Raw genomic sequence first — 13,273 nt, 5'->3', positions numbered from 1 at the left:
TTTAAGTAAAGACTTTCGAAAGGTAAAAATAAACCAGAGTTGTGACAACTGTCCGTCAGTAGTGATTTCAATTTTTAAATGTAATCATAATTCCCTTCATTTGATCTTCTTTTGCCCAGAATATTTAGTAGTTTTGAGAACTTAAAAACGACATCATGAAATCTGTGTTTTTCTTTCTTTTTATTATATGTTCGATCTTCTTCAAAGCACAGAATTTATATTCAAAAGCGTATGGAAATCCCCAAAACCCACCTGTTATTTTTATCCATGGCGGACCAAGCGGAAATGCTACTTTGTTTGAAGGAACTACCGCTCACATGCTTGCCAATAAAGGATTTTATGTGATCGTTTATGACAGACGCGGTGAGGGGCGCTCAAAGGATGAGAATGCTACCATGACATTCAAAGAAAGTTTTGAGGATTTAAAAGATATTTACACCACTTATCACCTCCAAAATGCAAATATACTTGCCCATAGTTTTGGTGGGATCATCGGGACTTTATTTACAGATCAGTTTCCTCAAAAAGTAAAAACACTTACATTGGCAGGAGCTTTATTTACCCAACAGGAAACCTATGATCATATTTTAAAACAGGCTAAAGAACATTTTAAAAATGATGTTGCTCAGCTTCAGGAGATTTCACAAATAGAAAGTCTGGACAAAAATTCTGCTGCTTACAGAAAAAGATGCTATGATATGGCCGGGAAACTTGGCTTCTTTGATATGCCTCATCCTACTCCTGAAAGTGAAATGCTGAGAACGGAATACAAAACAGGCGAATTTTACAAAAACAATATAAGAAATGCTGAGTCTCCTATTAAATTCTATCAAAATGAGCCTCAGAATAATCTGGATAATACCTCGGTTTTAAAAGATATTCGAAAAAAAGGAATTCCCGTTTTTGCAGTGTATGGTAAGAATGACGGCATATTTTCAGAAAAACAGATGAATGATCTCAAAAATATAGTTGGAAAGACAAATTTCAGACTCATTGATAACTGTTCCCATTACTTATTTGTTGATCAGCAAAACGATTTTTTAGAATTTATTAAGCTCACATTGAAATAAAGTGTAGTTTTGTAATCATGCACAATTCAGGAGTCCATATGAAAACCTATAAAGCAATCATTACGATGCTTATTTTGGTGTTTTCATTATCTCCTTGTTCTGTAAAAAGAAATGTTCTTGATATTTTTGACATTCAGTTCATAAGCGGACTGAATAAGATTAAAACAACCTCTTCAATTTCCTTTAGCTGTGATGTGGCATCTGCTACTTCCGGAATTTCGGTTTCAAAAAACAAAACTCAGAGCCAATACAAAAATTCTTTTCCTGGTTTTTCTTCAACAACCGGAAATTCTGTCGAAAAAAGGATTTCTTTCAATAACTACTCAGGGCATTCTACAGGTAACAGCCCACCGAAATATATTTTATTTAAAAGACTGAAGCTTAATCTGGTTTAAACTTTTTTTAAATCGAATTAAAAATCAGTTTTTTACAATACAATAGTAATTTCAATGAAACATATCTTAAACCGTCAGTCTTCGGAACTGGCCGGATTATACACTTTATCCCTCCGTATGGTTATCGGATGGACTTACTTTTCAGCGTTTTGGCGCAGATTGATCCTCGAAAACAAGCTTATTCCTGATGAAAAGGGATATATTGGGGAAAAATTCAATCACTTCTTACCCAATGCCCTGGGAATAAAACCAATTATTGAATACCTGGTAACTCATCCTGATGCTTTGCAACGCTCTATGATGATTTTTACCATTATCGAAGCCATTGTGGGTTTATTCATCATCCTCGGATTATTGACCCGCTTAATGAGTATAGGAATTTTCAGTCTTGCTCTAGGAATTTTACTAGGTTCCGGATGGCTGGGAACAACTTGTCTTGATGAATGGCAGATTGGTGTTTTAGGTATTGCAGGCGGATTTGTACTGTTTCTTACAGGAAGCGGATCTTATTCTCTGGACTATTTTTTCATAAAAAACAACAAAAATTTCACCCAGAAAAGATGGTTTCAATGGTTGGGTTCAGGGAGTTTTCCTATTTCAAACCCAAAAGTTCTTGTACTGGCAGGCTCAGTGATTATATTCGGACTGACTCTTTTTACCAATCAATATTTTCATGGAGGTGTATGGGGAACACTGCATAATAAGTCTGTAAAACCTAAACTTGAGATTTCAAATATTTCTCATAACAATTCGAAGCTGACATTTGAAGTCTACAGAACAGAAGGTGCTGATGTGTACGGTTCTTTTCTGATAGGTATTCATGTTCTCGACAAAAACGGAAAGATTTTAAAGGAACTTGATCATAAAGAACTCTCCGGAATTTCAAAAGAAAATATAAAGAATCATTATGTTGCCAAAGTGAAACCCGGAAAACACAGTCTTGTGATTCCGTTGGGAGCCAAGGCTGATGTTACCCTGAATATTGATGATATTTTTCAAAAAAATGATATCCACACTTTGAAACTGATTGATGTAAGTGGTATTGAGTGGGTAGAGAAGATTGAATAAGGTTTGGGGTTTGGGATTCGCGATACGAGGTTCGGGGTTCAGGGATTGGAGTTTATTATTATAACGTTTTATGATTTGGCTAAAGCCGTTGGAAGATATTTTTTTGTAAATGGGCTTTCTTCGTCTACGCTCTTGATGATAGCCCATCCCTAATTAATTTTTCCTCTATGACTATAATTTTGTAAAATTAAAATCTGCAGAATCAACAAAATCTGCGAGATGCTTTATACATTTCGGGTAAAACCATTGGATATTCATTTACACAAAAAAGCGGACTTTAGTCCGCTTTTATTCATATCTGATGTTACTTTTCTGAAATAAAAACATGATAACTGCATGAGCTATCCGGATCAAGTTTGAGTACTTTTATATCCAATAAAACATCCAGTCCCATAGTGTCGCAAATGCCCTGTATAAAAGGTTTTATGACTGGCCATTTCAGCAGACCTGCAATTTGCAGGCTATGGGTGATTTTGTGGTAACGGTCTACTCCTTTAATGAGCAATTCGCATTTGTAGTCATTTAATTCTTTAAATTCAAAATTATATTCAGGACTGGATGTAAAAACTGCTCCCATCAATATTTTTGCAACGGCCGGAATTCCAGGCTGCAGATTGGGTTTTGCTTCAAGATTCCTCAGTGTCATTCTTGATCCCAGATCGTACATAAAAGTACTGGAAAGCTGTTCAATAGCTTCAGCTCCGTAAAGTTTTCCAATCTGTTTGAGCATGCCTCCATAAAAAGCCCCTGTAATATCAGAGAGGCGCTGGGTAAGCTCTGTAAAAGTTCCGGGAAAGAAATCTGCAATAAGCTGAGCCTGATTCATTTCAGGAAGATAGACGTCATTTTTTCTGAAATCTGATAATGCCGCATAAGTTTCCGGCAGTTGAATTTGATTCATATATAATAAGTTATTAGTGGCTTGAAATCATGATTTAGCTAAATAATAAAACGGAATACAATACTTCATACCGTTTTCGGATATTGGGAAATTGTCTTTATGAACTATAAAAAGCAAGTGAAGAACAGCCAGGTCTTTCAGTTCAATAACCGGAAATCAGATAAAGTATGAGGCAGCATTCCGGCAAATCCTTTTTGAATGGATTATTACAAGGTGAGGGAATTTATTCATATTTTTTTCATTTGGTGATGTAAAGCTAGAAAAAATAAATAAACTCTCCAATAAGTGATATTATTTTTTATTTAACAAAATGAAAACAGAAAGTATTGTCTCTTATCATGTTAAGGCAGATACAACAAAAAAAGACCTTCGAAATTTCGAAGGTCTTTTTTAAATCTAGTGCATGGCTTCACTCAAATCTATTTTTTCTTTGCTCTTTCTTTCTTTTACGAGTAAGATAAACGGAATACATATCAGGAATACGATTCCGAGGTAAAGAAATACATCCATATAAGATAAAACAGTGGCCTGTTTTGTTACAGATAAATCGAGCATTTTATAGGCGGCATTCATTGCTGCATCAGGAGTCATCCCTTTTGCTATAAAATTGGCTTTCAATGCTGCCAGTCTTTGCTGAACATCAAAACTGTTTTCGTCCAGATGGGAAATTAAGTTGTTTCTGTACTTCTGTCCTGCATTGGCAATAAAGGTCGTGATCGCCGCAATCCCGAAAGATCCTCCCAGCTGTCTCATCATCCCTGTAAACGCTGCTCCCTGACCAATCTCCTGCCCTTTTAGTGTACTTAATGACAAAGAGGTAATCGGAATAAATAATAATCCCAGCCCCGCACCTCTTACAATAAGCATCCAGAAGAAGGCATCTTTACTGGTATCCGGTGTCAGAATTTTGTATCCCCAGAAACTGTACACAAAGAAGATAAATAGTCCTAATGAAACCAGGATCTGCTGTTTTGCTCCTTTTGCCAGTAGTCTCCCAATGATAGGCATCATAAAGGCTGTCGTTAATGCAGCCGGAATCATCAAAGCTCCTGACTGAAGTGCTGTCCATCCCAAAATACTCTGGGTGTACAAAGGAACGATGAATGTAGAACCATACAATCCGAATCCAAGAACGAATGACATCATAGTCCCGATTCTCAGGTTACTGTTTTTAAGCACTCTGAGCTCAACAATCGGGTACTTAAAGGTAAGTTCCCGCCAAAGGAATAGTATAAATCCTAAAATTGCTGCTACAGTGAAGGCTACGATCATTCCGCTTTCAAACCAGTCTTCTTCATGTCCTCTTTCCAGAATAAACTGTAATGAACCTACTGTTACTGCCAGCAGAGCAATTCCAAGCCAGTCAACATCTGAAGCTTTACGTTTTTCTGCATATTTCGGGCTTCTTACAAACTGAAGAGTCATCAGCGTTGCTGCAATCCCAATCGGAATATTAATATAGAAAATATAGGGCCAGCTGAAGTTATCAACGATGTATCCTCCAAGAGGCGGACCTAGTGTAGGACCGATAATTACCCCAAGGCCGTAAATAGCCTGAGCCATACTTCTTTTTTCAATCGGATAAGATTCCGTAATAATCGTTTGTGAGGTTACCAATAAGGCTCCACCCCCGATTCCCTGCATCAATCTGAAAAACACGAGTTCCCAGATATTGGTCGCATTTCCACATAAGAATGAAAATACGGTGAATATAATGATGGATGCCGCAAAGTAATTTCTACGCCCAAACTGCTGTGAAAGCCAGCTCGTCATCGGAACAATGATAACATTCCCGATGGCATACGCTGTAATCACCCACCCTACTTCTGAAAGCGTAGCTCCAAGATTCCCCTTCATTTCATTCAAGGCAACATTGACAATCGTGGAGTCTACAATTTCAAGAAGGGCACAAAGGATAGCCGTAATCGTAATAATTACTCTCCGCGCTCCATATTCTACTAATGAATCTTGCATAAGTTTTTTTCGATGTGAAAAATCAATGGCGAATTTTGCTTCGCAGGTGAATGGTGAATTGTAAAGCCTGCCGTTTTAATTGACAGCAAAGCTGATTCACTCATGACAACGAAGTTCATTGATTTTTAACAATTTTAAATGTTATTTCAAAGCAACTTCTGCCTTTACGTTCATTCCTGTTCTTAATCTTTTGGCAATATTCTTGTCAAGATTTACAAAATCAATTTTTACAGGAAGTCTCTGAACTACTTTTACGAAGTTACCACTCGCATTATCCGGAGGAAGAATAGAGAAAGTAGCTCCAGTAGCAGGAGAGAATGAGCTTACTACTCCTTCAAATTCTTTATCAGGGAAGGCATCAATCTCAATTTTCACTTTCTGCCCTTCTACCATTTTATCTACCTGCGTTTCCTTAAAGTTAGCTACCACCCATTTCTGGTCATTTTTAACCAAAGCAAACAACTGTGCCCCAGCCTGCAGATACTGACCTGCCTGTGTAGGTACTTTTCCTACGTATCCATCTTCAGGAGCAAGGATTACAGTATAGGATAGATTCAATTTTGCATTTTCTACATCTACTTCTCTTTGTTTAGCAACAGATCCTGCCACACTGATTTGTTGTGAGCTTGCAGCCGTCTGAGAAGAAGCGATGTGAGTTTGCTGAGCAATTTGGTTTCTCTGATCCACTAAAACCTGCAACTGTCTGTCTGCAGATTGTTTTGCAGCCAAAGCCTGCTCATATTGTTGTTCTGTAATAGAATGGTCTTTTACAAGATTAGCATATCTTTTCAAATCCTGAGAAGTTTTCCAGACATTTACTTTTGCTGCTTCTATCTGAGCATTAGCAGTAACTACCGCTGCTTCAGAAGAACCGATATTTTTTGAAGTCGCTGTGGTAGTAGCTTCTGCATTGGAGATATTACTTTTAGCTGTAGATAATGCTGCCTGAGCCTGATCAAGAGCCATTTTCTGATCTCTGTTATCCAAAATCACCAAAGTATCTCCTTTCTTTACAAACTGGTTGTCTTTTACTTTTACCTGAGCTACATATCCCGAGATTTTAGAAATTACCGGGGCCATATTGGAAGCAATCTGAGCATCATCAGTCTCTTCGTGATACTGTCCGTAAGTAAAGGCTCTGTAACCGTAGATTCCTCCTCCGATTACTACTGCCGCTAAAATGATAGGAAAAACTAAACTTTTTTTCTTTTTAGGTTCAGCTGCCTGTGTATTATTATTTTCCATTTTGGTTTCGATCTGATTATTTAATTGTTAAAGTTCCTGTTGTCTGTAATAGTTTTCTGTATGCCAGTGCAGCATCTGCCTTGGCATTGATCACGCCAACATTGGCAGCAATCTGAGCTGCGTCTGCGTCCAGCAATTCAGTCATGGTTGCCAACCCGTTGTCGTATTTATTTTTGGTAATTCTGTAATTTTCATTAGCCTGTTCCGCCGATTTTTCAAAAACAGCAATTCTCTTTTTTGAATAATCTGTGTTTTGATATTCTCTGTTGACATCAAGCTTGATGTTATCATTCAGTAATTCATCAGTTGCCGCAAGCTGTTTTTCTCTCGCCTGTGATTGTTTCAATGAAGAATTTTCTTTCCAAAGATTAGACAGGTTATAAGAAACCCCGATTCCTACATTGATGGCATTGTATACGGTAAGAAACTTAGGGATATCAGCTGCTACATAACCTCCTGTAAATGCGATGGAAGGAAGATTTTCTGCTTTTGCTGCCTTCGAACCTAATTCCGCTGCTTTTCTCTGCTGTGCCAGAGCCTGTAAATCCTTACGGTTTTCTCTGGCTTCGGTAACATAATAATCAACAGGTTTTACGTCTGATCCTTCTTCAATATAATTTTCATCTACTGTAAGTTCTGTAGTTTCAGGAAGCCCCAATAAAAGATCCATATTGATGTTCGCAATATTATAGTTATTCTTAGCTTCCAATAGTTGAAGTTCAATATTTGAAGTCTGAAGGTTCGCCTTTAATCTATCATTTCTTGCGATCAAACCATTATTTTCCATTTTAAGGAAGGTTTCATCCCTTTTTTGAGAAGCGGCAAGATTTTCTTCAAAAACTTTGATAGACTGGTTAGCTTTAAACAAATTGTTATAAGCCTGGGCAACGTTGTAAGCAATGGCAATTTTATCATTCTCAGTGCTTAGTTTAGACGCCTCTACAAGATATTTAGCGGACTGAATCCCATATTTGATTCTTCCGCCGCTGTAAATGGGAACGCTAAGGTTTGCAGAACCGTAAACTACCTGATGTATTTCAGGCCCGCCAGCTCCGCCTGCAAGACCAGGAAGTTTGATATCAACATTGGGTTTTATCGGAAGGTACATATAGCTACCTGACACTTTTAATTCCGGTAGCTGTCTGTTTTTAGCCTCCAAAAGATCAGCTGTAGCCTCTTCGATCTTGGCTGCATCGATCTTGAGATTCTTGCTGTTCTGGATTCCCAGCTGCACGGCCTCGTCAAGAGTAAGTGTTCTTTTCTCCTGAGCATTCGCATTTGCTATTCCTACGAATAGTGATAATGCAATCACTGAGTTATTTATTCTCTTCATAACCTAAAAGGTCTTTTAGTAAATATTTAATATGTTTATTAAGTTCTGTGTAGTATCTTTCGTCAAAAGCTTCTTCATCTTCTGTTTCATTCAGGAACTCTTTATACATTTCTTTCGCATTAAATGCATAAAACAAAGTTCCGCTTACGGTAGAATGCAGGAGATAAATAGGTGGATTTTTGGTGAAAATTCCATTTTTAAGACCACTTTCCAATATTTGTGAATACATGGAAAGGAATCCCATTTTGGTTTGCTTCAAAAATTCTACAATCTGAGGATTTTTAGTATGCAGCTGCTCTCTCTGCATAATCCTGTAGAAGCACTTTTGAGTCCGGATCTTGTGAGAAAACTGATCTATTACTCTTTCAATCTTCTGCCATTCGTTGATGTCTGTTCTTCCCAAAAGATCTTTAGAAAAAAACTGACCTTCATTCATTCTGTATTCTACTAATTTCTCATAAAGTTTTTCTTTAGAGCCAAAATAATACGAGATCATAGAAATATTAACATTCGCATCCTTTGCAATTTCCCTGGTGGAAGTTCCTTCGAATCCCTTTTCTGCAAAGAGCTTCTCAGCTGCGAATAATATATTTTCTTCTTTTGAAATCATGTTAGTGTTCATTTTTCAGGGCGCAAATGTACACAAGTTTTAACACAAATCAAACGATTGATTGATTTTTTAATATAGATTTAATTTATTGCAAAGAAAAGACGTTTTCTATAATATATGCTGAATACGCAACAGAGGCAGTTTTTAATGGAAAACAATAAAAAGAGAGCTCATTTTTAATTCATATATGGGAAATATTTCAATGATAATTTTAATTATTTCCAGCCTATATTCAATTAAAGTATACATAAAAAAGACAGGAAAGTAAAGCTAAAATGATAATCTCCAGAATAAAATAAAAACTCCGGCGTTAACCAGAGTTTTTATTTATGTACTTTTATGAATATATCTTGATAGTTTAATTCCCAGATCGGTCCAGACAATTTTGGGGTTTCCGTTTCTAGTAAGGTGAAGATCGGCTGTATTAATTTCTTCCAAAATACTCTCAATATTAGCCCCACTGATAAATTTTGAAAAGCCGGCCCAATTGAAACCGTTCGCATTGATCTTTTTGTAGACCAGATTTTCAGATTGATAATTCTGAAGCAATGCCAGTCTGAAAATCTCAGAACAGTAATTAAGAAAATTTTTCTGTTTTTCCCTGTTCCATCCTGCAATTTCTCTTGCCCAGACAATAATGCTTCTGAGATATTCCGGTTTCTTCTTTACCATAAATGCATCTCTCACCCATTGTACAAAAAGCTTTTCAAACTCGTTGCTTTTATCTCCGGAATTCAACAATTTTATAGCCTCATTGAGATCTCCCTGAGCTTCATGAACAATCTCTCTCACTTTTTCTTCTGAAACAGAGAAATTCTTTTTAAGATAACTTTCTATATCTTCATCATTAATTCTCGGAATTTCTACAATCTGTGTTCTGGAAAGAATAGTTGGAAGAATATCGTTTGTACTTTCAGCTGTAAGAAGAATGACCGTTTTTGCTGGTGGTTCTTCCAAAAATTTCAAAAACTTATTAGAAGCGGCGACATTCATTTTATCTGCTCTCCACACAATAAGAATTTTGGTTCCTCCTTCATAACTTTTTAAAGAGAACTTCTGATTCTGGTCATCCACTTCATCCGCAGAAATAAATAACTGTTTATTTTCTGATTCTAAAAAAGCGGTCCAGTCATCATAACTTGCATAGGGTGAAGCCAGGATCATTTCTCTGAATTCATCAAATTTATTCTTGCTTAATGAGTTTTTATTGTCTGTAAAAACCGGAAAGCTGAAATGCAGATCCAGATGATTGAGATGCTCAACCTTCGCAGCAGCATGTTCGTTTTCCTGACTGAAAATTTCCCTTGCATAGGCCAGTACCATAGGCAGTGTTCCGTATCCCTCTTTTCCTACAAAAAGTTGGGCATGGCTCACTCTGTTTTCAGCAATGCTTTCTCTAAGAAGTTTTTTCAGATTCGTCTGTCCGGCGATGTTCTCCCAATTCATGTTTCAAAGATAAAAAATCTTATTTCATTTCATAAAATTAAGTCAGCTTAAAATGGATAAAAATGCAGATCCTACATTTTGAGTTTCTTTAAATCTATAAAAATGAAGGATGCAGTCAAACCATTAAGAAGGATTGAAGAAATAAAGAATTATTAAGATGAATTATTCTGATTTTAAACTTAAGCGAAGCTTATCTTAATATCTTCATACAATCTCAATAACTCAAAATAAAAGTTTATAAAGAAATACATTATAGGTAATATCAATAACAGGATTAGAATAAAATATAAAATTAAATTTTACGCAATTTAATTTTAAGCAATACATTTGTTCAGTGAAATTATTCGTAAATTTATTACCATTTCACACCAATTTCAAATATTAAAATTGTAAACCAATGGATACTAACCTGGAACAAAAAATCAAAGGCATATTTCAACAGCAGAAAGCCTTTTTCAAAACCAATCAGACAAAAAATATTGAATTCAGAAAAGCACAACTAAAAAAATTCCGGGATGTTTTTCTTCAGCATACCGATGCACTTTGTGAGGCTTTGAATACAGATTTGGGAAAAAGCAGAAAAGAAGCGGAATATGTGGAGATTCAAATAGTGATCAGCGAACTTGATTATTTGCTTGAAAATATTAATGAATGGGCAAAACCTACTTCCGTCCCCTCAAAACCACATCCTTCAGGCGCTGAAGTTGAGAGCAAAATAACCTATCAGCCTTATGGGGTTACCTATATTATCGGACCTTTCAACTATCCAGTTCAATTGACGTTCAGTCCGCTTATCGGAGCCTTGATCTCCGGAAATACAGCAATCATAAAACCATCTGAAAACACACCACATGTTGCTCAGGTACTTGAAGATATTGTGAAAGCATCTTTTGATGAATCTTACGTAGCCGTTATTCAGGGAGCTATTGAGGAAAATACTCTTTTACTCAGCTTACCTTTTGATTATATTTTCTTTACAGGAAGCCCGAATGTCGGGAAAATTGTGATGAAAGCCGCTGCAGAACAATTAATTCCGGTTACCTTGGAACTTGGAGGAAAATCTCCTATCATCGTTCACAAAGATGCTGATCTTGATAAAGCTGTAGCCAGAATATCTTACGGAAAATGGATTAATTGCGGACAAACCTGTGTGGCTCCTGACTATATTTATATCCATAAATCTGTAAAAGATGCATTTATTGAAAAATTTAAAGCTCATTTAAATGCTGCTTATGAAGGGAATTCTTTGGGAAAAATCGGGAAGATTGTAAGCCAGAACCAAATTAAACATCTTGCAGGTTACCTTGAAGCAACGCCGGAAAAAGTAATTTATGGAGGACATTATGATCTTGAGACCCGTCACTTTGAAGCCACTTTAATGGATAATGTGAACTGGGATGATCAGGTGATGCAGCAAGAGATTTTCGGCCCTATTCTTCCTATTATGATCTATAATGATATTGAGGAAGCGTTGGAGGAAATCAATAGCCGCCCTAAACCATTGGCATTATATGTTTTCACAGAGGATCAGGAATTTGCCGATTATGTTTTAGACCACACCACAAGTGGAGATGCTGAGATTAACAGCGCTATTATCCACGTGGGGTCACATTACTTACCTTTTGGAGGTGTAGGAACTTCGGGAATGGGAAAATATCACGGAAAATTCAGTTTTGAATGTTTCAGCCACAGCCGTTCTGTTCTCCAGGTAAAATAATAGTATAAATGCTTATTCATATAAACCGGGACTGTTCATCATAGAACAGTCTTTTTTTGCAAAACAGAATTGATATTTTTATGGCGGAAAAATTGCATTTTTCTTTTAAAGACAAGCCCTTAACAAACTTTAACCACATATAATTTTTACAATTCATTAATATTTAAGATATTTGCGCATTGTTTTAAAAATAAAGAATGAAAAAAATCTTTGTAGTATCATTCATATCAGTTGGATATTTTCTGAATGCGCAGAGTCTAAGCAACTCTCCTTATGCAACTTATGGAATTGGAGATGTGAAATATGATAATACGATCGAAACTACTTCTATGGGAGGTATATCTACTGCTTTTATTAGTGATTTTACCAGTAGTTTCAATTTTGCCAACCCGGCAAACAACGCCAATTTTGAACTTACGAGTATCAGACTGGAAGCTACCAACGAAAACAATTATTTCAAATCGAACTATAACGATATGAAATCTACAAAGCATTCTACGTATCTTTCCAATATTTCGATTGCATTTCCATTATCTTCAAAAGTGAAAATGGGGATCTCTTATCAGCCTTACAGTTCTAAAAGCTACGACATCGTAACAGAACAGCTTGCCAGTGATAACACGACTCCTCTTTACAGAAATAATTTCAAAGGAAGTGGAACTTTGAACACAGCACAGCTTGCAGTTTCTTATAAAATCAATCAGGAATTATCAGTAGGAGCAAAAGCAAACCTTTATTTTGGAGATCTTAATGACCTAAATGAATTCCGAGCTTACAACAGCAACCTTGGTACGTATGCAGGTGAATACGTTAATGGATATGAGACTAAAAACAGAATCAGAAACTTTAATTTTACACTGGGAACAAGTTACCAGACTTTAAATACACGTACTGATAAAAAGTTCACGGTAGGAGCTACCGCTACTTTTGGTAATACAAGTAATATGACTACTCAATACACCAATAGTACGTACAGATATTCTGATGCTCAGGAAACGACTAAAGTTAGCGGATCAGAAACAATCATCGAACAAAAAGAAACGAAGTCTAAAAATCTTCTTCCATTACAGGCATCCTTAGGGGTTGGATACGGAAGTGAGAACCATTGGTTTGTATCAGGACAGGTAGATTATAAAAAAGGAGAAGATATCTCTTACTTTGGTAAAGATTTCAGTTTCCAGGATACGTACAGAATTTCTGCAGGGGGATGGTACCTTCCCAATTATAACAACTTCAGAAGCTACTTCTCAAGAGTAATCTACAGATATGGAGCATTTTATGAAAGAGGAAATCTGAATCTGGAAGGGAACAGTATTAACAAATTCGGTATTTCTGCCGGAGTAATGTTACCATTCAAAAACAGTAGTATCACCAGAATGAGTGGTCTTGAAATCGGATTAGAAGTTGGTAAGAGAGGAACTCTTAAGAACAACCTGATCAACCAGAATTTCATCAACCTGAGAATCGGCTTTAATTTTGCTGATAAGTGGTTCAGAAAGACTCTTTATAACTAA

The 13,273-nt window shown here is 36.4% G+C and carries 11 protein-coding genes; 5 read left to right on the top strand and 6 right to left on the bottom strand.

Annotated features, from left to right (window positions below; genetic code table 11):
- The first annotated feature begins 155 nt into the window (after positions 1–155).
- The 3 genes from KBP46_RS21690 to KBP46_RS21680 are packed head-to-tail and all read left to right on the top strand — an operon-like array spanning position 156 to position 2,533.
- Positions 156–1,070, top strand: a complete 915-nt coding sequence (locus KBP46_RS21690) for an alpha/beta hydrolase (RefSeq protein WP_216444148.1) — start codon at positions 156–158, stop codon at positions 1,068–1,070.
- Between the two features lie 38 nt (positions 1,071–1,108).
- Positions 1,109–1,465, top strand: coding sequence for a hypothetical protein (locus tag KBP46_RS21685; protein WP_062674562.1), 357 nt, complete (start codon positions 1,109–1,111; stop codon positions 1,463–1,465).
- A gap of 54 nt (positions 1,466–1,519) precedes the next feature.
- Positions 1,520–2,533 carry a TQO small subunit DoxD gene (locus tag KBP46_RS21680; RefSeq protein WP_216444147.1) on the top strand — a complete coding sequence of 338 codons (1,014 nt, stop codon included), beginning with the start codon at positions 1,520–1,522 and terminating at the stop codon, positions 2,531–2,533.
- A 304-nt stretch (positions 2,534–2,837) separates the two neighbouring features.
- Here KBP46_RS21680 and KBP46_RS21675 read toward each other — a convergent pair whose 3' ends face one another.
- From KBP46_RS21675 to KBP46_RS21650, 6 genes are all read right to left on the bottom strand, one after another.
- Positions 2,838–3,434 (bottom strand): hypothetical protein, encoded by a 597-nt coding sequence (locus KBP46_RS21675; protein WP_062674558.1) that lies wholly within the window; start codon positions 3,432–3,434, stop codon positions 2,838–2,840.
- Between the two features lie 396 nt (positions 3,435–3,830).
- Positions 3,831–5,408: a DHA2 family efflux MFS transporter permease subunit gene (locus KBP46_RS21670; protein WP_062674556.1), complete on the bottom strand. Its 1,578-nt coding sequence runs from the start codon at positions 5,406–5,408 to the stop codon at positions 3,831–3,833.
- 141 nt (positions 5,409–5,549) lie between these two features.
- Positions 5,550–6,653, bottom strand: a complete 1,104-nt coding sequence (locus KBP46_RS21665) for an HlyD family secretion protein (protein ID WP_062674555.1) — start codon at positions 6,651–6,653, stop codon at positions 5,550–5,552.
- Positions 6,654–6,669: 16 nt separating this feature from the next.
- Positions 6,670–7,986 carry a TolC family protein gene (locus tag KBP46_RS21660; RefSeq protein WP_123279466.1) on the bottom strand — a complete coding sequence of 439 codons (1,317 nt, stop codon included), beginning with the start codon at positions 7,984–7,986 and terminating at the stop codon, positions 6,670–6,672.
- Positions 7,970–8,608 carry a TetR/AcrR family transcriptional regulator gene (locus tag KBP46_RS21655; RefSeq protein ID WP_120231892.1) on the bottom strand — a complete coding sequence of 213 codons (639 nt, stop codon included), beginning with the start codon at positions 8,606–8,608 and terminating at the stop codon, positions 7,970–7,972. The genes KBP46_RS21660 and KBP46_RS21655 overlap by 17 nt, the downstream gene beginning before the upstream one ends.
- 315 nt (positions 8,609–8,923) lie before the next feature.
- Positions 8,924–10,042, bottom strand: a complete 1,119-nt coding sequence (locus KBP46_RS21650) for a DNA polymerase III subunit delta' (protein WP_120231893.1) — start codon at positions 10,040–10,042, stop codon at positions 8,924–8,926.
- 397 nt (positions 10,043–10,439) lie between these two features.
- Here KBP46_RS21650 and mdlD point away from each other — a divergent pair, with 397 nt between their 5' ends.
- Positions 10,440–11,759: an NAD(P)-dependent benzaldehyde dehydrogenase MdlD gene (mdlD, locus tag KBP46_RS21645; RefSeq protein ID WP_216444146.1), complete on the top strand. Its 1,320-nt coding sequence runs from the start codon at positions 10,440–10,442 to the stop codon at positions 11,757–11,759.
- Positions 11,760–11,956: 197 nt separating this feature from the next.
- Positions 11,957–13,273 (top strand): hypothetical protein, encoded by a 1,317-nt coding sequence (locus KBP46_RS21640; RefSeq protein WP_062674543.1) that lies wholly within the window; start codon positions 11,957–11,959, stop codon positions 13,271–13,273.

Origin of the sequence: Chryseobacterium sp. PCH239, from assembly GCF_018924625.1 — a bacterium.
Taxonomy (GTDB): domain Bacteria; phylum Bacteroidota; class Bacteroidia; order Flavobacteriales; family Weeksellaceae; genus Chryseobacterium; species Chryseobacterium cucumeris.
Note: the sequence above shows the minus strand (reverse complement) of the source record. Positions and strands in the feature narration are given on the sequence as shown.